30 protein-coding genes and 1 pseudogene are annotated in these 18727 nt (G+C 59.4%); 3 read left to right on the top strand and 28 right to left on the bottom strand.

Translation table 11 applies throughout. The features are described 5' to 3' along the window. Positions 1-162: 162 nt before the first annotated feature. The 26 genes from WHJ28_RS09245 to WHJ28_RS09120 form a co-directional block, all read right to left on the bottom strand. The gene (locus WHJ28_RS09245) at positions 163-555 is read right to left on the bottom strand and encodes a hypothetical protein (RefSeq protein ID WP_340041895.1); all 393 of its coding nucleotides are present in this window, start codon (positions 553-555) and stop codon (positions 163-165) included. Between the two features lie 243 nt (positions 556-798). Then, positions 799-999: a hypothetical protein gene (locus tag WHJ28_RS09240; protein WP_340041894.1), complete on the bottom strand. Its 201-nt coding sequence runs from the start codon at positions 997-999 to the stop codon at positions 799-801. Continuing rightward, positions 1000-1242 carry a hypothetical protein gene (locus tag WHJ28_RS09235; RefSeq protein ID WP_087394724.1) on the bottom strand — a complete coding sequence of 81 codons (243 nt, stop codon included), beginning with the start codon at positions 1240-1242 and terminating at the stop codon, positions 1000-1002. It lies immediately after the preceding gene. Next, complete coding sequence (locus WHJ28_RS09230; RefSeq protein WP_340041893.1) at positions 1239-1685, bottom strand: ASCH domain-containing protein; 447 nt, start codon at positions 1683-1685, stop codon at positions 1239-1241. The genes WHJ28_RS09235 and WHJ28_RS09230 overlap by 4 nt, the downstream gene beginning before the upstream one ends. Further along, a complete protein-coding gene (locus WHJ28_RS09225; protein WP_340041892.1) occupies positions 1682-3256 on the bottom strand; it encodes a ParB/RepB/Spo0J family partition protein in 1575 nt (524 codons plus the stop codon). Before WHJ28_RS09225 ends, WHJ28_RS09230 begins: the two co-directional genes overlap by 4 nt. A gap of 212 nt (positions 3257-3468) precedes the next feature. Beyond that, positions 3469-4659 carry a Myb-like DNA-binding domain-containing protein gene (locus WHJ28_RS09220; RefSeq protein ID WP_340041891.1) on the bottom strand — a complete coding sequence of 397 codons (1191 nt, stop codon included), beginning with the start codon at positions 4657-4659 and terminating at the stop codon, positions 3469-3471. A gap of 14 nt (positions 4660-4673) precedes the next feature. After that, positions 4674-5534: an N-6 DNA methylase gene (locus WHJ28_RS09215; protein WP_050618997.1), complete on the bottom strand. Its 861-nt coding sequence runs from the start codon at positions 5532-5534 to the stop codon at positions 4674-4676. Positions 5535-5537: 3 nt separating this feature from the next. After that, positions 5538-5714 (bottom strand): hypothetical protein, encoded by a 177-nt coding sequence (locus tag WHJ28_RS09210; protein ID WP_340041890.1) that lies wholly within the window; start codon positions 5712-5714, stop codon positions 5538-5540. After that, entirely contained in the window at positions 5701-6429 is a 729-nt protein-coding gene (locus WHJ28_RS09205) for a DNA translocase FtsK (RefSeq protein ID WP_340041889.1), read from the bottom strand. Before WHJ28_RS09205 ends, WHJ28_RS09210 begins: the two co-directional genes overlap by 14 nt. A 16-nt stretch (positions 6430-6445) precedes the next feature. Then, entirely contained in the window at positions 6446-6958 is a 513-nt protein-coding gene (locus tag WHJ28_RS09200) for a Holliday junction resolvase RecU (protein ID WP_340041888.1), read from the bottom strand. Between the two features lie 183 nt (positions 6959-7141). Continuing rightward, positions 7142-7759, bottom strand: a complete 618-nt coding sequence (locus WHJ28_RS09195) for a cell wall hydrolase (protein ID WP_340041887.1) — start codon at positions 7757-7759, stop codon at positions 7142-7144. Next, positions 7756-8265: a replicative helicase loader/inhibitor gene (locus WHJ28_RS09190; RefSeq protein WP_340041886.1), complete on the bottom strand. Its 510-nt coding sequence runs from the start codon at positions 8263-8265 to the stop codon at positions 7756-7758. Before WHJ28_RS09190 ends, WHJ28_RS09195 begins: the two co-directional genes overlap by 4 nt. 4 nt (positions 8266-8269) lie before the next feature. Continuing rightward, positions 8270-9067, bottom strand: a complete 798-nt coding sequence (locus tag WHJ28_RS09185; protein WP_340041885.1) for a hypothetical protein — start codon at positions 9065-9067, stop codon at positions 8270-8272. A gap of 57 nt (positions 9068-9124) precedes the next feature. Next, positions 9125-9637 carry a single-stranded DNA-binding protein gene (locus WHJ28_RS09180; protein WP_340041884.1) on the bottom strand — a complete coding sequence of 171 codons (513 nt, stop codon included), beginning with the start codon at positions 9635-9637 and terminating at the stop codon, positions 9125-9127. Then, complete coding sequence (locus WHJ28_RS09175) at positions 9627-9866, bottom strand: hypothetical protein (protein ID WP_340041883.1); 240 nt, start codon at positions 9864-9866, stop codon at positions 9627-9629. The genes WHJ28_RS09180 and WHJ28_RS09175 overlap by 11 nt, the downstream gene beginning before the upstream one ends. Next, the gene (locus WHJ28_RS09170; protein WP_087394697.1) at positions 9859-10242 is read right to left on the bottom strand and encodes a DUF3268 family zinc-finger domain-containing protein; all 384 of its coding nucleotides are present in this window, start codon (positions 10240-10242) and stop codon (positions 9859-9861) included. The genes WHJ28_RS09175 and WHJ28_RS09170 overlap by 8 nt, the downstream gene beginning before the upstream one ends. Then, on the bottom strand, positions 10239-10769 hold the full coding sequence (locus WHJ28_RS09165) for a hypothetical protein (protein ID WP_340041881.1): 531 nt from the start codon (positions 10767-10769) through the stop codon (positions 10239-10241). Before WHJ28_RS09165 ends, WHJ28_RS09170 begins: the two co-directional genes overlap by 4 nt. Next, positions 10766-11377 carry a hypothetical protein gene (locus WHJ28_RS09160; protein ID WP_340041879.1) on the bottom strand — a complete coding sequence of 204 codons (612 nt, stop codon included), beginning with the start codon at positions 11375-11377 and terminating at the stop codon, positions 10766-10768. The genes WHJ28_RS09165 and WHJ28_RS09160 overlap by 4 nt, the downstream gene beginning before the upstream one ends. Further along, positions 11378-12337, bottom strand: coding sequence for an ATP-binding protein (locus WHJ28_RS09155; RefSeq protein WP_340041877.1), 960 nt, complete (start codon positions 12335-12337; stop codon positions 11378-11380). It abuts the gene before it with no gap. Beyond that, entirely contained in the window at positions 12334-12699 is a 366-nt protein-coding gene (locus WHJ28_RS09150; protein WP_325207117.1) for a DUF3846 domain-containing protein, read from the bottom strand. The genes WHJ28_RS09155 and WHJ28_RS09150 overlap by 4 nt, the downstream gene beginning before the upstream one ends. Continuing rightward, entirely contained in the window at positions 12696-12953 is a 258-nt protein-coding gene (locus WHJ28_RS09145; RefSeq protein WP_325207116.1) for a hypothetical protein, read from the bottom strand. Before WHJ28_RS09145 ends, WHJ28_RS09150 begins: the two co-directional genes overlap by 4 nt. Positions 12954-12964: 11 nt before the next feature. Then, positions 12965-13249: a hypothetical protein gene (locus WHJ28_RS09140; protein ID WP_340041875.1), complete on the bottom strand. Its 285-nt coding sequence runs from the start codon at positions 13247-13249 to the stop codon at positions 12965-12967. A 14-nt stretch (positions 13250-13263) separates the two neighbouring features. Then, the gene (locus tag WHJ28_RS09135; protein WP_325207114.1) at positions 13264-13467 is read right to left on the bottom strand and encodes a hypothetical protein; all 204 of its coding nucleotides are present in this window, start codon (positions 13465-13467) and stop codon (positions 13264-13266) included. Continuing rightward, positions 13460-13837, bottom strand: a complete 378-nt coding sequence (locus tag WHJ28_RS09130) for a ribbon-helix-helix domain-containing protein (protein WP_340041872.1) — start codon at positions 13835-13837, stop codon at positions 13460-13462. The genes WHJ28_RS09135 and WHJ28_RS09130 overlap by 8 nt, the downstream gene beginning before the upstream one ends. Positions 13838-14022: 185 nt before the next feature. Further along, entirely contained in the window at positions 14023-14232 is a 210-nt protein-coding gene (locus WHJ28_RS09125) for a hypothetical protein (protein WP_340041870.1), read from the bottom strand. Between the two features lie 33 nt (positions 14233-14265). After that, on the bottom strand, positions 14266-14487 hold the full coding sequence (locus WHJ28_RS09120) for a helix-turn-helix domain-containing protein (RefSeq protein ID WP_087394680.1): 222 nt from the start codon (positions 14485-14487) through the stop codon (positions 14266-14268). A gap of 175 nt (positions 14488-14662) precedes the next feature. On the opposite strand from WHJ28_RS09120, the gene WHJ28_RS09115 reads away from it, so the two are divergent. From WHJ28_RS09115 to WHJ28_RS09105, 3 genes and pseudogenes are all read left to right on the top strand, one after another. Further along, positions 14663-15013, top strand: a complete 351-nt coding sequence (locus tag WHJ28_RS09115; protein ID WP_087394678.1) for a helix-turn-helix domain-containing protein — start codon at positions 14663-14665, stop codon at positions 15011-15013. A gap of 240 nt (positions 15014-15253) precedes the next feature. Then, positions 15254-15715, top strand: coding sequence for an SHOCT domain-containing protein (locus WHJ28_RS09110; RefSeq protein WP_087394677.1), 462 nt, complete (start codon positions 15254-15256; stop codon positions 15713-15715). Positions 15716-15885: 170 nt separating this feature from the next. Continuing rightward, a pseudogene (locus WHJ28_RS09105) lies at positions 15886-16893 on the top strand (recombinase family protein); the annotation flags it as partial. A 681-nt stretch (positions 16894-17574) separates the two neighbouring features. Here WHJ28_RS09105 and WHJ28_RS09100 read toward each other — a convergent pair. Together WHJ28_RS09100 and rsgA are read right to left on the bottom strand one after the other, a co-directional pair. After that, positions 17575-18168: a GNAT family N-acetyltransferase gene (locus WHJ28_RS09100; protein ID WP_340041976.1), complete on the bottom strand. Its 594-nt coding sequence runs from the start codon at positions 18166-18168 to the stop codon at positions 17575-17577. 46 nt (positions 18169-18214) lie between these two features. Further along, on the bottom strand, positions 18215-18727 hold a 513-nt coding region (rsgA, locus tag WHJ28_RS09095; RefSeq protein WP_340041867.1), incomplete at its 5' end, for a ribosome small subunit-dependent GTPase A.

Below are 18727 nucleotides of genomic sequence, written 5' to 3'. Positions count from 1 at the left end.
CGGCGCGCAAGGAGTAACGCGCAGGCCCGGACCTCCTTTCCCATAAGAATGGCGGCCCCTCCGAAGAAGGGCCGCCTGGCTATGTAGGACTTTACGAGTCTAATCCTACTCTATGATGGTCGGAATGTCACGCAACACGGCGTAACACGCCGTTGCAACTTCTCAGGAGTTGAGATAACGGTAGGCCGAGGACTTCACTGCCTCCTCGGTGTTCCGGCCTCCTACGACGGCCGCAACCTCGCCCCAGGTCAATCCCCGAAGAAAGCGGAGCCGGAAAATGACCCGAAGCTGTTCGTCAGGGATGGCGGTGATAAAGCGGGTGACTTCCTGCTCCTCAACCTCAATCTCATTCTCCAGGTACCGGATGCGCTCCTTCAGGTCGGCGATTTCCACGGCCAGGTCTCCCACCTTATCTCGAACGCCGGGGGCGTGGGGCATCCCCGTCAAAACCTGCGCTCCAGGGCAAGCCGCGGCCTCCAGGGATTTGAGAAGATCCGTGTCCCGTTCCAGCCGCTCGCGCAACTTGAAATGATGGGATAATTCTTGTAGCGTCATTTTGGCTCACCCCCTTATATCGTCTACTTCTTCTTGTGAAAATTCCTTGCCTGTGGGCAGGTGCTGAAATGCGACGTGTAGCCGAAACCGGTCAGCTCATTCCTCGGCCCTTCAAAATCACAGCTGATAACCTTTCCACTCTGGAGCACTACCTTTCCGGGTGCGCCAGGCCGCTCCCAGAACGGGACCATGCGGGGATTACACGGCATACTCTTTCCGGCGGGCGTCTTGACCCAGATGATTTCAGCGCCGCACCCTCGACACACGCTTTTCCTCACGGTATGAGCCACCTCCTATCGTCATTTGCTCCATCTGCCTCTGCGGGGCCTCCTCGACCGACACCACCCGCGCGTCCCCGTACCGCTCCAGGTAGAGGGCCAGGTCCTCCTTGATGCCGATGGCCTGGCCTGGCCGGGCGTTGACCTCGATGGTGATAATCAGCATTTACCTCTGCACCCCCATGAAGCTCTCCCGGACGCCCTTCTCGAATTCGACCACATGAAAGCGGCCGGCCGGGTGTACCCAGACCACCGTCCCGCGCATCGTCTGGGCGTTCTTGGCGTCGCTGTCCGAAAAGGAGATGGGCTTGCGGTAGACTACATCGCCCACCTGGACACGGCCGCCGGTCGCCGGCGCCGGGGCGGTGTGCCCCGGTATCGGCTGGGATCTCGCTCGCTTTTTCTTCATTCCAGGTTTCCCTCCCAAGTCCAGAGCCCCTGCTTCCCGGAGGCTTTCACCGGCGGGTCTACCGGGACCATCACATGAAACTCCCACGCATACCGGCCAATCGAAAAGTCACCCAGGTCCAGCTCCTGGGGCGACAGCTTTGCCCGGAAGTCCTCTGTAATCAGATTGCAACGGGTCAGAATCGCCTTTCCGACGATGGCCCCGGTAGGTAACTGGTCAAGCGCCCCGGGACGGAGGAAGAGGCTATCCAGCCGCTCCAGCACATCCCACCCGCTCCCCTCCCTGTCGGCAACCAGCGCGTCGATGGTCCGGCGCACCGGCCGCATGGCGGCGTGAATGGCTATAGGGCCTCGGTAGGCGGTGGCCCAGCTCCGGGTTTCGTATTTCTTCTGGCCGGACACCAGCAGCGAGGCCCAGGGCTGCCAAATGGTGAGGGCCTTCATCCGTCCACCTCCTGGAACAGCTCATGGGTGCCGTCCTGGAGGGCTTTTTCTTCGTCGGACATCTCATATCCGAGCTCAGTGAGGATCTTATACAGGAAGTCCAGGCTTTCGTTTTCCTGGTAGGCGCAGGCCATGCTGTGCTTTGCAGAGTCCCAGCGCCACCAGAAATAATTTACTCTCTCGTCGTCAAAGGACGCGTAGGCGGTAGCCAGGAGAGTATATTCCGGGCTTTCCTTCGACCGTTCATCAAAGGCCGGGATGTCGATTTCGTCATTCTCGGCATCAATGCCAATCCCCAAGAGCTCGGACATCATGGCGTCGTCCGGATCGTCGTGGCCCCGGAGGAGCATCCCAGCGACAAACCGGCAGACAGTCGCCACGTTCTTTTTCGCCGCCGAGAAGTCCTTGATGAATGCGTATCGGGCCTGGTATGCTGCCCTGGAGATGGTTTCAAGCTCTGCGTGCCTGCGCTCCAGCTCGGCCTTGATTCGCTCCGCCCGGGCTGCCGCCTCTTTGTCCTCCGGCTCCTCAACGATCTGGCGATAAAGGTCTACCTGGTGCATTCCCACACAGAAGAAGTAAGCCACTGTGTCCGCGTCATCGGGGCGCGTCACCTCATCTTTCTTATTCCAGGTGCCGTAATTCCGCACATACCGCATGGTGGAGTGGTCCACCTTCTCAACCTGAGTCGCAAAGGCGGAAAGGGCCTGCACCCGCTCCGCGATGAGCTTGCGGCTTTTCTCTATCTCGATGGCGCTGGCCAGCTTCTGCCGGAAGTTGTTGGTGCCGATGGCCTCCAGGACCTCATTCTTCAGCTCCGGGTCGTCGATCTTGTCCAGCTCCATGTAATCCATGAGGTTGGCGCCACGACTCACGGAAGCCTTGAATTTCTCCTGGTCGAGCTCCAGCAGCTTCACCCTGCGCCGCACGGTCGTCTGGGAGAAGCCGGACTTCTGGGCGATCTCGTCGATGCTGTCCCCCAGGTCGAGCATCATCTGGAAGCCCTGGGCCTGCTCGTAAAGGGTGAGGTCGGACCGCTGAATGTTCTCCATAAGCATGGTCTGCACCTGGCTCCGAAGATCCATATCAGTGATGACGCAGGGCAGCTCTCTCAGCCCAGCCAGCTTCGAGGCCGCAAGGCGGCGGTGGCCGATGACCACGGTATAGCCTTTCTGCCAGGTTTCGCCCGTGATTTCCCCGGTCACGGTACGGGGGACAACGGTCAAATTCTGGAGGACGCCGTTGGCCTTGATGCTATCGGCCAGCTCAGTCAAGTCGCCCAGATCTTTACGGGGGTTGTCGGGATGGGGGTAGAGCTGTTCAATGGGGATATAGACCAGGCCGCCGTCGGCGGTGTCATCATCGTCATTGCTACCCAGCGACTCCAGGAATTGCGCATCCTGCCACTCCCGATACTGCCGCTCCCGAATTTCCTCCTGGTCGTCGATGTAATAATCCTTGCGCGCATTCACGGAGTAGTAGGGGCATTCCAGCTCCTTACGGATGAAGTCGCACTTCTTCCGCTCACATTCGACCTGCAACGGGCAGCGGTCGTTGATTGATTTTTTCATACAAGCTCCTTTCGTGGCCGGCTTATCCCTCGGCCGGGGAATTTGATGTGATGCGGTGCGTCTTGGGGTCCATGTGCTGGAGGAGGGCCTCAAGGGGCCACCGCTCCGGACAGGTGTATATCGCTTTCCATCGGTATGTGTGGACCGGCTGGCTGGTGTTGCCGAGGATGTTCGGCATAGCAACCGGCTCTTTGCGTTCCAGGAAAAACATTTCAGCGTTCCTTTCTCATGTTTCCGTTCATCCGGCACCACCGGCGCTGTGCCTGCTTCTTCCTGGCTGTGCGGCAGGCCGAGCAGAAGCGATTTTCCTTGCGCTCATAGAAGGTGGCCCCGCAGCGGGCGCAGTATTGCGGGGGTATGCGGCGGAACTCCGTGCAGGAATCACAGTCCTTACAACCAGCGGAACACCCGCCAACGTCATCCCAGTTCATGCACATAAACCGCTGCCAGTAGGGGTCGTAGCCGAGGTCGTTCATCCTTTTGCGGAGCAGCACCGCCAGCGTGGAGAGGTCGCGCCGGACCTGCTGTCTGGTGCGCGAGATATAGAAGCCGTGCTTGACGTCCATCTCCGGGGCTCCGGATCCCCAGGGTCCGTCGCCGAGCATTTCACGCACCTTGTCCATGTTTTCGGTCAGGTAGTCGTTGTAGACCTTGGAGCGGACACATTTCTCCGACCGGCCTACGGCCTTCCCGATGGCGGCGTAGCTGTCGCCATTGCGAATACCGTCAACCAGTGCCTCAAAGTCCTCCGGTGACCATGTCCCGCGCTTCCCGGTCAACTCCATAGCCACAGGCCGGTCTTTGATACCAAGGTCGCGGCAACGGCGGGAAATCGCTCCATTGGAGCGGTGCATCATGTCGGAAATTTCGGCCCACGAATACTTGTGCAGGCTGACCAGCATTTTTAGGCGGGAGTCCTCTGTCGGTGTCCATGCGTCCTTTCTCTGAAGCGCATAGGCCTCATAATCTTTTCGGCGCTGCCCCGGCAGCCAGTCTGGTTCCTCCCCCAGTGCCAGGGGCTCCATTTTGGAGAGATCCAGGAAAGAGCGGTTTTTCTCGGCCCACGCCCAGAATTCACCCAGGTAGACCACACGGATCGTCGATGCTCCCCGCCGCTTGTAGTGCAGGGGGAAGCCCCGGTTTTCCACCCAGCTTTTCATGAAATACTTATCCGATGATGCCCCGAAGCCAAGTGCGCGTGACAGTTGGTGCAGGGTGATGTATTCTCCACTCTCCAGGTAGGGCGGAAGCCCCAGCCGGTTTACCCTTACCATGATAGCGTTTTTTGTGCGGTTCAAGTGGCGGCAGATTCCATCGACCGTCACGGTACCCCAGCTCTCCCGGAGGTAGTTTTCTTCCTCCGCCGTCCATGTCCTTTTCCCAAGCGGCGGCGATACGCGCATTTTCTCCCCTCCCATCAAAACAGTGTCAGCTGGCCGCCCTTGCCCTCGGACAATGTAGGCCCATTTGTGCCTGGCGGCTCCGGGGCCAGCGTTTCCGCCTGGCCTTTCGGAGCCGCCGTGAACAATACGCGATCCATCTGCACCCACAGCCGGCGCCAGTGCCAAACGTCCCGGAAGTACATGGGCGTGTACCAGACGTTTGGTCCGTCGCGAGGAATGAGCCCATGAGGATCAATCCCTGTTATGGGGTGGGAGATACTGTCGTCTATGACCACATACCCAGGGCAGCCCATGAGGCTCAGCTGGATATAGCACATCATCCCTGCCAGGAAGTCGATGTCTTGGGCCACGAACAGCACCGACGTCTGGAAGTTGATGTCGTGGCCAGGGCGGCGGCACTCGTTTGCAAAGGCAATCAGCAGGGCCCCTGCCCCGCAGGCCGGATCATTGACGGCCACCCATCCCTTCTGCTCGATGCGCGCCTTGAAATCGTCACCGTAGGTCATGGTGGACATCGCCCGGCACACGGAGTACGGGGTGAAGAACTGACCCTTCCACTCGTTGCTGAGGCCGAGGGCCATAAAAAGCTCCCCGAGGAGGTCTTGGTCGGGCTCTCGCTCCATTTCCATGGCTACCTCCGCCAGCATCTGCGCGAATACCTCCAGCTCCTTCAGGGAATACCGGGAGGCGTGATTCGTGTACTCCCGCTCCCGGGCCTCCCGGTGAGGGCCGCCCAGGACGTTCGCAATGCTGATGGCGGACATGATGATGAAGTCCTGCCACACTTCCCACCTGGAGTAGCGGCCGCACAAGCCGTCCAGCAACTTGACGATATTCTTTTGGCACTCACCACGGAGACGGATGGCCTTTCCCATGACTTACCCCTCCGCTTCCGGCACGCTGCTGGTGGCCTTCGCCTGGATGGCAGCCTTGGTCTTGGCGATGACAGACTTGACGCCCGCATCGAAGCCGCGCTGGTAGACCGTCTGGAGATATTTCTCCATCTGGGTCTTGCCCATGTGTTTCACGGCTTTGTAGTCCTCACGCCTCATCATCGCTCTCGCCCTCCTCGCCGTCATCGTCATCGGGGAGGTCGCTGGGGAGCACCTCTCGCGGGTCGGAGCCATTGTAGGGGCCGACCACGCCCAGGCGCTCCAAAGCATCCAGGAGGCGGGCAGCCTTGGCATAGCCGATGTTCATGCGCCGCTGCAAGAGGGCCGTGGAGGCCTTGTTCTCGCCCCGGACGATGCGGGTAGCCTCCTGGATGTCCGGGTCATCCTCGTCGAGCTCCTCGTCCCCGGGGATCTCGCCGTCGTCTTCGTATTCCTCCAGGGGCTCGGCGCCCTCCGGCATAGGCGGGGCCTCTCTGTCGTCGGCCTCGTCCTCGTCGATGACGGGCATTACGCCGGGGCGCAGGGCATTCTTCTCCATCACGTCCCGGAAGAAGTACTGCTGCCAGTAGGCGATCATCTTCACTAGGACGTTCTCGATTTTCCCCCGGAGGGTCTTGCTGATGGTGAAGGTACCGCCGGTGACCTTCGTCTCCAGCACCCCGTCCTCGAAGATCCAGGTCATGGAGGCATCCGGGCTCCGATAGCCGACCTCCTCGACATTCTCCAGCATGGAAATCTGTGCGTCCATGCCCTGCACAGGCTTGATGGTGAGGGTGATGGGGTAGCGGTCTTTGATGAAGCGGAAAACAAGGTCGTGCTCGTCGCAGAGGCCCTGCAGCTTCTTCTTTTGGGCCTCGTACATGGAAATCTCGCTCATGGTAATCTCCTTTCTTTCAGTCGAGCAGCTGCAGCGTGGCGTTCCACGCCGTATGTACTCGGTATTGCTCCAGGTCGGCCTCAGTAACATACTTTCGGCCAAAATGCTCTTTCATGCTGCGCCAGATGGCCCAGGGGATGCGGTAGACCTCGCCGGAGCCAAAGCCGGCCAGGACATAGCACCGCGCCCCCAGGCGCTCGTGCCGGTCCAGGTACTCTCCCTGCTCCCGCTCCACGCGGTCCTGCTCCATCCGCTCCTTTGCCGTGAACTTCGCCTCAAACATGACGGTGCGACCGCCCTTGATGACGCCCTTATAGTCGGGCTGCGCTTTCTTCTCAAAGAAAGCGATGAACTTTCCGTTGCCCAGGTTCTTTGTCGGGCGCATGGGCTCAGGAGTCTTTTCGATGATGGCGTACCCACGGTCGCGGTAGTAGGCAAAGGAGGCGTCCAGACGCTCCTCGAAGTGCTTGCCCTTGGCCTTGCTGATTTTTCCCATCAGCTGGCGGCGGGGGTCCTTTTCTTTGGTCATTCGATGTAGCCTCCCAGATAGCACCCGCCGGCGAAAAGCCCGAGTCCCAGGACCGTCATCCAAAAGATTTCCTGGAGGTCAAGGGTTCCAGTATCGCTTCCACCGGCCGCCCCAAGCATGAGGAATAGTCCGGCGCAAGCCACGATCCCGCAGATAGTTCGGAATTTCTTTGCTCTCATAAACTCACTCCCAGACATAGGCGTAACAGAACACATGGCCACCGATCTTGCCCCACACCCGGTCATTCTCTCCGTTCCGGGAGAAGAACACCACATCGACCGGCAGGATGGACGGGCCGTACAGTGCCGCGTCGATGGCATCATACTGGGCCTGTCCCGGCTCGGCCGCAGACAGGAGGCCGATGGTGGAGAACTGCGGCACCGCAGTACCCTCCCCCTGGTGCAGCACCTCGCTCACACTGTCCGGGAAGTCCGGGGAAACCACCCTGTTCAAGACGACCTCGGCCACCGCCTGCTGTCCCTCGGCCGGCTCTCCGCGAGCCTCCAGGTAGATAATCGCCGCCAGCTCGTCGCGCTCTGCCTCGGTCATGGTGACATCCGCATATCGGGCCATTACCGTCGGCGTCGGCTCCGGGGTCGGGATGACCTCCACGACATAGGTAGGCTCCGGCCGCAATACAGCCGTTTCCTGGGGCGCTGTCTCCGGGGTGGTAGATACCTCGCCCGCCACCGGCTCCGCCCCTATACGGGCGATTACCAGCGTTGCAACGACCGCCAGGAGCAGCACCAGCACGATGCGTTGCGCCCAGACCCGGCGGCGGTAGCTTTTTCTCGTTCTCATGGACTCAACTCCTTCTTTTTCCCGGAGGTCAGCCGCGCCACCGCCCCGGGCACTTCTTTTCGTATCAGCTTTTCGTACATATCCCGGAACTCGTAGTAGTTCCATCCCCCTTCTCCCTTGGTGGCGAACTTCTCCACGCCGCCCAGGGCGTCAATCACAGCCTTAACGTCGCTGTTGGGGGGTAGCCTCTGATACCATTCCTGCGGCGCCTTATCCAGCAAGCGGGAGAACTTGATATCGTTCCAATCCAGGTCGATGCGCGACCTGATTTCCTGCTGGACGTTGTCCGCCTTTTCCTTGAACTCTGCGATAGAGGGTGGAAATTTGCACTCGCGGCACAGCCGGATAACGGCCTGCTGGCCCAGCCAGAAGTCCACATCAGAGAGGCAGGCTGTCCAGAGCTCGATGGTCGGCCCCAGCTTGGCGACGCCGCCCTTGAACATTTCAGCGTTGGGCCACGCCAGGAGCATGACGCTGAAGATCTCCGTCATTTCCTTCTTGGTCACAACATCACCCCTCGCCGAATAGCTCGTGGAGCTCCCGCAGATCCTCCGCAGCGCCCTGGGATGCGCTTTTCCTCGTGCCGCCCGCTGGAGCCGGCGTCCGCTCAAGTCCCCAGCGCCCCTTGCTGCATTTCCGAATGACGAGGTTCCAGTCCTTCCACTTGTTCTTATTGCCGGTGGTCTGGGCGGCCTCGTCGACATAGGTAATGCAGCGGGCCAGCTCGTCCGGTCCCAGGTCGCGGGTGAGGCGGTCCATCTCCTCGTCGGTAAGGCGCACCCATCCGTACTGGCCGCGCTTGTGGCGCACCTGCCTTTCCGGGGTGGCCTCGGCGCCGTCGCCGCCTTTCCTGGGCGGGGGAGGCGGCTCGCTGCCCGCCGGCGGCTGGTCGGCCCAGTATTCATAGGGGACACTCACGCTGTCCCGCTCGTTGTAGCGGTCGGCCAGATACTCCCTGAAGCTGTCACACTTCACCGTCCGAATCTCGGCCAGCAGGGGCTTATCCAGCTTTTCCGAGGCGTTCCAGTTGTAGCGGTACCAGTTGAGCACCAGGAGCTCCTTCGTGGGGGCGCTGTATCGGATGACATTGTGCGCCCCATCCAGCCGCTTCAAGAGCCGCTCCACGGTGTCGGTGTTGTACCCCAGCTCATGGGCAATCTGCTTGATGCTGACCTCGTAACAGCCGCAGAGGTTGGTGTGCGGATTGGTCAGGCACCAGAGGTATGCGTACTTGTCCTCCGGCGTGAAATCATCTTCCACCTTGCCGTCCATCCAGAAATTTGTGCTGATAAGGCGTCCCTTTGCCACACTTGCGTCACCTCCTTTTGGTGGCGGGCCGCCGCCCGAAGGGACGGCCCGCACAGATCAGAACGGGAGCTCCCCGTCATCGTCATCGCCCAGCTCCGTGAAGTCTCCGCCGCCGTAGTTGGATGGCGGATAGCCTCCGGCCGGCGGGCCAGACCGCCCAGCCTGGGACGGTGCATAGCCTCCGCCATACCCGCCGCCGTAGGCGTCCTGGGGGTAGCCGCCCTGGTAGCCCCCGCCTCCGTCCCCGTCCTTCTTGGAGTCCCCGAAGTACACGTTGTCGGCGACGACCTCAGCCGAGCGGCGCTTGTTCCCGTCCCGGTCCTGCCAGGGGCGGATCTGCAGCCGCCCCTCCACCACGGCCATGCGGCCTTTGGCGAAGTACCGGGACACGAACTCCGCAGAATTGCGCCAGGCCACCACGTCGATGAAGTCTGTCTCTTTCTCCCCGTTCTGGTTTTTGAAGTCGCGGTCGACCGCCAGGGAGAAAGAGGCGACGGCCGTGCCGCTCTGGGTATGGCGGAGCTCCGGGTCACGGGTCAGCCGACCCATGATGATGATTCTATTGAGCATCGCCCTCTACCTCCGGCTTGCCCAGGAGCACCTTGTTCCGGGCTTTCTTGATGGCGTCCAAAACGGTGCCGACGGCATACCTGTTTTCGCCCGGGATCGTGGCCTCCAGGACGTCGCGCTCCGCCTCGGCCCGTACCAGCTCCTCAAAGCGATCCTGCGGCACCAGCACGAAGCCAGGCTCCAGGCACAGCTGCGCCAGCAGCTCCTCGGGGCTTCTCTTTTCATCCATGTGAGCTTCCTCCTCTCGTTTCGTTCTCGATGATATGGATGGCCTTGCGACACTGCGCCACATCAAACATTCCGATATGGGTCTGCTCCACGGGCAGGCCCATCTTCTGGGCCAGCCAGCCATAAGCCGCGTTGCGGTGGCCGCGGAAACGGCCCCGCTGCCACAGGGGGTCGAAAACGGCGTGGGCCCGCTTCTTCCAGTAGCGGAGTTCCGCGTTGGCCAGCCGGCCCAGGGGCTTGTCGGTGCCCTTGTGAACACCGACGTAGGCCATGCAATTCCGGCAGAGGTACATCATGCCGTAGCTCTTGCCGTAGACGACCTTGCTGTCCACATACTCGGCCTGCCGGCCGCAGTAGTCGCAGTAAACTTTTCTCATTCCTTATTCCAGTCCTCCTTGTACCGGGCCAGCTGCTCCGGGGTGTCCGTCTCGATGCCCAGCTCCTTGGCTACCTCGATGGCGCCGTCAATCAGCCGGGCCATTTCCTTGCTGTCCATGAGGTGCGTCTGCTTGTAGACCAGGTAGCACTTGAACAGCTTGCCGTTCTCCTCGCGGGTGTCAAAGCATTTCACATAGGGATAGATGGTAGACACGTCCACAGAGGCGGGGGGCTTAAAGCCTACCGTCAGCCCATCAGCGTCCTTTGCCAGCGCCCCATACTCCACGACGAGGGAGGCTTTGGTAGCTTCGTCGCTGCCGCCGCGCTCGGCGGCGATCTTGTTCACCAGCACATGGAAATAGGCGTTGGCGGATTTGGAGCGTTTCTCCCGGTGCTTCTTGATTTCGATGTCCAGCTCGGCGTCTTTCAGCCGCTCATAGTCCTCGCGGTAATCCCGGTCGACCTCCACGGTGATGCGCTGCTTGCGGTTGAGCCCGATGGTCAGGTCGACCAGCCGCCCCCTCATAGGGCCAGCCATTTTTCTTTGTAGAGCGGGTCCAGCTCCAGGGCATCCAGCCATTCCAGAAAGTCTGAAATGGTGGGGATGATGCTGGGCGTCTCCTCGCGGTAGTACCGCTCCGTCCAGACCTCGGAGCCGTTGCTCACCAGGTAGGTGAAAGACTTGGCCTCCGGGACGATCTCGAAGTAGGTGGGGTGCTGGGTGCTGCTGAAATACTTGCCCCGGTCGTAGCTGCTGGAGAATTTGATGTCCTTGATGTCGCCAGCCTTGAGGCAATCCAGCCGGCCATATAGCACCAGCTCAGTGTCCCGGACGGTGATGATCCGGCGGGCCTTGTACTGGAGGATGCCGCCCCGGACATACCCGGCGACCTTTTGTGCGGCGTCATACCAGCGGTTTTGAGTGTCGCCGGCGCCGTTTACGATGTCGGTCACCAGGTCCTCGAAGTCGACGCCCTTCTGCATGGCCTCGGTGGTGGGGGTCGGCTCCCGCCGGAGCACCTGGAGGAACTCGGCATAGGGGTCCCGCTCGGTGCTGGCGTCCTCGTAGGGGTTTTCCTTCATGGCGTAGAGCCAGGACGACAGCAGAGAGTGGGTCATCAGATACCGGGCCATTTACTCCGCCCCCTTTTCTCCCTCCGCCGGCGCCGGGGTGTACTTTTTCAGCACCTTGTCGTAGAACAGCCCGAGCTCCTTGATTTTGGCGTTGAACGCCGCGTTGACTTCTTTCTTGGAGGTCAAGGCGTGGTTGACGGCCTTGATTTTGGACATGGCAGCGTTGGCGCTGTCGGCATCGGTGATACCGGCGACGATTTCCCGCCCCTCGGCCATGGCCGCCTCGTAGGCTTCCTGCTCCTCCGCGTTCTGAGCCACCTCCGCGGCGGAGAGCGCGTTGTACTGGGCAAAAAGCCGGGTCAAGAAGTCGTTGGGCTTGTCCGGCCCCAGCTCGGGGACCTGCCAAACGCCGTGAATGCCCCGGGTGCCCTTCGCGAAGTACCGCTCGCAGTTGGAGAAGCCGATGGTGCGGTTATTGCCCTGAATCTCCACAAAGCCGCCCAGGTCCATCGGCTCCCAGACGTTGTTCTTGGTCTGGCCCTCTACCTTGATACGCAGCCGAGTGTTGTCGCCGTCCTTCTCCTCGATGGCGTGAAACACCACTACGATGTGCTTGTCCAGCTCGTAAAAGCAGTAATCCATGAGGCGCTGGAACTCTCGGCCGATGAAGCCATAGCCCTTGAGGGAGAGAGAGCCGTCGCGCTGGCCATACTTGACGTCTTTCTTGATGGCCCACTGAGACATGAGGGAAATGAGCTTCCCGCCGGTGTCAAAGACCAGCGTGTCGAAGTCCTTGACGTTGAGGGGGGTCAGGTCCTCCAGGATCTCGTCGTAGCTCTTGGGCTGGATGTAGGGCTTGCGGTACCGGGGCTCGATGCGGTCGATGCCGAAGTCCACGTCAATGTGCAGGGGACGGGGGGCGGAGAGGGCCAGGGTGGACTTACCGATGCCAGGGTAGCCGGCAATCAGCATACGGATCTTCTTGGCGCCCTCCTGGATTTCATTGGGATTTCTAATCATTGTTCTGCTCCTTTCAGCTCAAACGAATTGATAAGTTCTTTCTTGATGGCCTCGAGCCGGTCACTCGGAATGTCCACGAAGTCAATTCCTCCGTCCATTTCGCCCTCAGCCATGATGACAATGTCTCCTACGATGGGCGAGCCGTGGAACTGGGTGCCGTACAAGAGCGAGCCGGCGCGGTTGAGGGGAAGCCCATGAATCAGGCCCTCCTCATTGACCACCATGCAGTACGGCCGGTTCAGCCCCTGCGGATGGACAATCTCGATGTAGCCGCCGACAGCTCGGCCGAGGCTTTCGTGAAGAGGGGGCGTGAAGTCTTGCACGCTGACATCGTCCGCGGTGGTGATGACAATCCCTTTCACCCGGAGACCTCCTCTCTGGTGACCCGTATGACCTCGCGGCACCGGTGGCCAAAATTGCCTCTCCGATACATCCCAGTCAGCTTGAAATGGGCCTCGTCGTACACGCCGGAACAGTTCAGGAGGCCGTCGGTCTTATCCGGATGATAGGCCCGGAACACATCACAGGCCGCGTGGTCGTCCGGGGCATCAACCTCCGTCCAGCCACCGACAAACGGCTGCCCCTCTGTGCCATAGGTAAAATAAAACTTAGGCATCTTACCCTCCATCAGTCCGCATACGGCACGCAGATAGTGAATTCAAAGCCGCCCTCAAATTTCCTGGTCGAGTAGTAGCCCGCGAAGTAGTAGCCCGCATCGTTAAACTTGGGGGCGCCATAACCGATGTTTGCCTTCCACTCCTGAATAGGCGGAACCACACGGTTGTTGTAGAGGTGTTCGAAGCACCACTTAATAGCATCTTCTTCAGGCAGGTCCGTGTGCACATCCCAAACGCGGAAGAAGTCGCCATAGCGTACGCGCTGACCGCAATAGGTCTGTTTCGCTTCAATCATTCTTTTCGCTCCTTTCACTGGAAGCACTCAGAGCACTCCCAGGCGTCGACCGGTCGCAGACAAAGGTCGCAGCCGACGATTTCGTAGTCTTTGGTCTTGTAGACCGTTTCACACTCCCCTCCACAGACAGGGCACTTTGGGTATCGCGGCTCCTCACCGTCTGGATATCCGGTGCGCTCCAGGTTGCGGATGACAGGGTGATCCGGGAGGTCAGGCATCTAAGTCACCTCCCAGCAGGTACCGCCGCACCAGGTCAGCCAGGAGTTCTTGCGCGGTGGAGTACCCATCGGCTTTCATGCGCTGTTGCAACGCCTCCATATCAGCGTCCTCCAGGCGGCAGGTGATGCGGCCCGTCAGCCGGTGGCGGTCTTTCTTCCGCCGACTGGCCTTGGTGCCGCCAGGGGCGAACTTCTCATACAGCGCCCTCATGGCGTCCGGCCGGAGGGAGATCCCGTAGTCATCGCCGTTCTCGCACTTGCTCTGCATGGTCTTGTCGTACTTGGGGTAGAGCCCCTGGACGACAGCCACCATGTCGCGGGCCGGCAGGCCCAGCTCAATGCGGAGGCTTCTCAGTTCATTGTCCGGCATGGCATTACCTCCAGCCCTTGACTTCCAGCCGGCAGGCTGATAGACTGGGCTTGTGTCCATTTGCGTGAGGTCGTTCCCGTGGCAGCGGGGGCGGCCTCTTTTTCTGTCTCCCGGCAGTCGCACAGCTCTCCGGGGTCGAGGTGCGCACCGCAGCGGGAGCACACTTTGAAATACATGAGGGAATATCAGCTCCTTTCGTTTTTTTGGCCTGCGGCCTTCGCCGCCTTTCGCCGCGCGGTTTCCGCGTCCAGCATTTCGCGGCCGCCCGGCTGCCTGAGGATGCTCTCGGTAAGCTCAATGGCCGCCATCGCCGCGATCCTCACGGCGTGCTCCGGGATGTCCGCCACCGTGAAGTCGAGCTGGGCCACGCCGCCCGTCGACCGCTCTCGGTACAAACCATCACCCCTTTTCCACGCATTTGTCGCACACTATGCGACTACCTGACTAAAAAAAATCGCCAGCGCGTCCTCGGCAGTCAGATGCAGCGCGGAAACAATGGCGTTCGCGTCCTTGACGAGCATAGTTTCCCCATTATTGCTTAACTTCCGATAGAGCGTGGCCCGGTCAACACCGATCTTTTCAGCCAGGGCGGAGACGGTCATCCCGTTTTCAACGATTTTACCCTTGAGCTTGTTCACATTGACGTTCATCGTTGCACCTCCTCTCATTCGCGTCCCATGCGACACTTGCATATTACCACCTGCTCACCGGCCTGTCAACACATTTTTCGCGCTTGACGCGAAAAATTTTATAAAAGTCGTCTTTTGGTGTTGCAAATATGCGATTTCAATGGTAGAATGGTGGTCGTGCAGGAGGTGCTATAAGATGTCTACAATCGGCAGCAGAATTCGTCAAAAGCGCCAGGAGCTCGGTATGTCCGTCGACGAGCTGGCGGCTCGGCTCGGGAAAAACCGGGCTACCGTCTACCGCTATGAGAGCGATGATATTGAGAACTTTCCCATATCCATCATCGGCCCCTTGGCCGAGGCCCTGCAGGTTTCCCCGGCCTATTTGATGGGCTGGATAGAAACAGAGCAGCCCGCCACCAAGGATGATGACGGGCTGGCAGAGATCGTAAAGATTTTCACTGCGCTTTCTTCTGAAAATCGCGCCAAATTGCTTGAACTGAGTCGCCTTTATTTAACCTCCCAGAGCAATACCGAAGGAAAGCAATAAAGTCCTCGCCGCCGTCGACGCCCTCGGCACGGAGGGCGCGCTTTGCGACCAAACCCATTTCACAGCAAGCCTGGTATTCAGTTTCTTTCATGTTTGGTCAGCTCCTTCAAGTTGAATTGCTGCCGGCAGTGTCACCATTATAGCAAATCATACAGATTTTTGCTGGAAAAGATATAAAATCACTTATGACGGACTTCGACGCGATTTTTTGAATCGCGACATGAAGTGGGAGGATGGAATATGTCGGAATACGATATTACCCTGCCCTGCATGAACGGCTTTACGCTCCACGCAAAAGGGCAAAATCTGATTGTTGCAACGAAGCGCGGCGAGGAGATTTTCCCCATTTCCAAGATCCAGTCTTTCGCGCTTAAAGAGCCCAGAGGATTAAGTCAAGGGACAGTTACGTTCCGCACGGCGCAGGCCGCGACCGCCGGAGTAAGCCTCGGCTTTGGCTTCGGGGCTTCAATCGGAGCAGAAAAGAACTTCTTTTACCAAAAGCGGGATCTGGGGGCGGCGCTGGCGCTTCGGGATTATGTCACCAGCTATGAGGAGAGGCAGCGTTCTGCCGATGATACCGCCGCCGGAGCGAAGGTTGTATCTGTGGTCGAAGAAATTCGAGGGCTGAAAGGTTTGCTGGATGACGGAATTCTGACTCAGGAGGAATTCGACGCAAAGAAGCGTCAGTTGCTCGGCTTGTAAATACGCTATCGATACCGTATGGATAGGGTATGGATACTCGCGCGCACACGCGCGCGACGCGCCTATATCTACTCTCTATCTCTATCCCTATACCTACACCTGTTCTAAATCTAAAACTCTAAAACCAGTCTTAGGAAAGCTATCGGTAGAAGGAGGTGACGCCGGTGGTCATGAAAAGGGGCGCTACCCTCCAGGAGCAGGAGGACGGCGTCATCTATGCCAGATACAGCAGCCACTCCCAAAAAGACGCCAGCATCGAGCAGCAGATCAAGGAGTGCCTGGCCTATGCAAAGAGCCAGGGCATCCGCATCGTCGCCACCTACTCCGACCGGGCCATAACAGGAAAGACCGACCGGCGCGCCGACTTCCAGCGAATGATGCGCGATGCCGAAAAGGGGAAGTTCCGCTATGTAATTGCCTGGAAGTCAAACCGCATGGGCCGCAATATGCTTCAGGCCATGATGAACGAGGCCAAGCTGAACGACCTTGGAATCCGGGTGCTTTACACCGAGGAGGACTTCGATGACACCGCGGCCGGCCGCTTTGCCCTCCGCTCCATGATGAACGTCAACCAGTTCTATTCCGAGAACATGGCCGAGGACATCAAGCGCGGGCTTTACGACAACGCCTCCAAGTGCAAAATCGCAAACGGCGGCCTCCCCCTCGGCTACAAGAAGGGCGAGGATATGCGGTATGCCCTCGATCCCCCGAAGGATGAGATCGTTCGGGAGATCTTCGGCCGGGTGGCCTGCGGGGAGCCTTTTGTTGACATCGCTGCAGATTTGAATGCCAGGGGCATAAAGACCAGCAGGGGAGGCCAGTGGGGGAAGAACAGCTTCCACGCTCTGCTCACCAATGAACGATACACCGGCGTCTACATCTACGGGGACATCCGCATCGAGGGCGGCGTCCCCCAGATCGTGGACAAGGGCCTTTTCCTTCGGGTGCAGGAGGTGTTGAAAACGAAGAAGAATCCACAGGGCCGCCACCGGACAAACGGGGAGTACCTGCTTACCGGGAAGCTGTTTTGCGGCCATTGTAAGAGCCCGATGGTCGGAATATCCGGGACGGGCAAGAGCGGGAAGCTGCATTACTACTACATCTGCCAGAAGAAGCGGATGGAGAAATCCTGCGATAAGGCCACCGTGCGCCGGGACACCATAGAGCGGGAGGTCGCCCGGGCGATCCGCGACTACATCATGCGGGATGACGTCCTGGAGTGGATCGCGGACAGCGCCATGAAGTTTGCTAAGGAATATCGGGAGCAGACTTGCGTAGGTACACTGGAGGCCCAGCTCGCCGACAATAAAAGGGCCACGAAAAACCTGTTGACGGCCATTGAGCAGGGGATCATCACTCCCACCACAAAGGAGCGGCTGCTGGAGCTGGAGCGGGAGCAGGCCGTCCTTGTCTCCCGGCTGGCCGAGGAGCAGGCGTCGCTTCTGGACTACTCCAGGGACGACATCATTTCGGCTATGTCCCTATATCGGAACGGCGATGTCGAGAACAAGGGCTACCAGACCAAACTGTTCGACGCATTCCTGGTGGCCGTGTACCTCTACGACGACCACTTCAAGCTCGAATTTAATATCACTGGGAAAAAGAATTTTGTGGATGTCCCGCTGGATGCCTCTCTTGTGGACAGCATAGAAAACAATACTCCCGCCGGGTGTTCGTATAAAGTCTCTTTTGGTCCACCAAAACTGGAAATCGCCGCAGTTTTCACTGCGGCGATTTCTCATTTGACCACAGAAATACCACAGACGGATTTCTGTTTTGACCACTTGGCGGACACCCCTTTTCAGGGGTGCCCGCCTTATTTTGTTTTCTGCGGCCCAGAATTTGAAGGGCTTCTTCCCTCAAAACAGCTGCCCTGGCAGCTTCAATTTTTCCTTGGGCGGGAAGCTGCGGTCAAATTCCTCCGCCGCTGCCTCGTCCACATAGTAGCCCTTTGGCGTGTGGTAGACGCCGGTGATACCGTCCAGAAAACCGGGTTGGAGTTCTTTCAGCAGGACATAGGGGACAATTTCCTGTTCCGCTTCCCCGTGGTAGCGGATACCTTTCGTCCCAGCCACCACAAAGCTGGACTTGCCGTAGAAGTCAATGTTGCCCTCGATGCAAAGAGTCCCGGCCCCCAGGTCTCTGGCCAACTCCATGGAGTAGTCCAGCAGATACTTGCCCAGGCCCTGCCGCTGCAGGTCGGGACGGATGCTTATGGGGCCGAAGGTCATCATGGGGATCTCCCGGCCGTCGTCGGCTACGATTTTGGCCCGCATATACAGCACATGGCCGATGAGCTCTCCGTCCCGCTCCATGACCAGATCCAGCTCCGGCACAAAGTCCGGATCCTCACGCAGCACATGGACCACATAGTGCTCCAGGCAGCCAGGGCGGTACACATTCCAAAAGGCCTCCCGGGTCAGATGTTCTACGGCAGCGCAGTCTGTCAGCATCTCCCGGCGGATGATGATGTTCTCTTGCTTCATACGTTTGTCCTCCTTACATCCCTCCGCCGGGGAATTTGCCCTGCTTGCGCTGATTGTGTTCCTTGGCAAACCGCCGGGCCTGCTTTATGCCGCCCACTTCCTTGAACATACGCTCCGCCTTTTTGACCTCAACTTCCTTGCTGCTCAGTCCGTTGTAACTACTCTCATGCTCCAGTTTGCAATAGCTGTCCAGCCGTCTGTGATCCAACCGTCCCTGTTCCACCGCTGCCAGGACAGCACACCCCGGTTCGTTGGTATGGGTGCAGTCCTGGAACCTGCAATGTCCAGCCAAATCCTCGATCTCCCCAAAGGTCTGGGAGAGGTCCGCGCTCTCCGCCCCCATCTCCCGCATACCAGGTGTGTCGATCACCACGCCGCCCAACGGGCAGGGGAACATTTCCCGCCCAGTGGTGGTGTGCCGACCTTTGTCGCCCTTGCCAATCACCTGAGTGGAAATGGCTTGTGCGCCCAGCAGGCAGTTGATCAGGGTGGATTTTCCCACACCGGAGGAGCCGATAAACGCGCA

It is taken from the genome of Flavonifractor porci, from assembly GCF_037572415.1.
GTDB lineage: Bacteria > Bacillota > Clostridia > Oscillospirales > Oscillospiraceae > Flavonifractor > Flavonifractor porci.
Note: the sequence above shows the minus strand (reverse complement) of the source record. Positions and strands in the feature narration are given on the sequence as shown.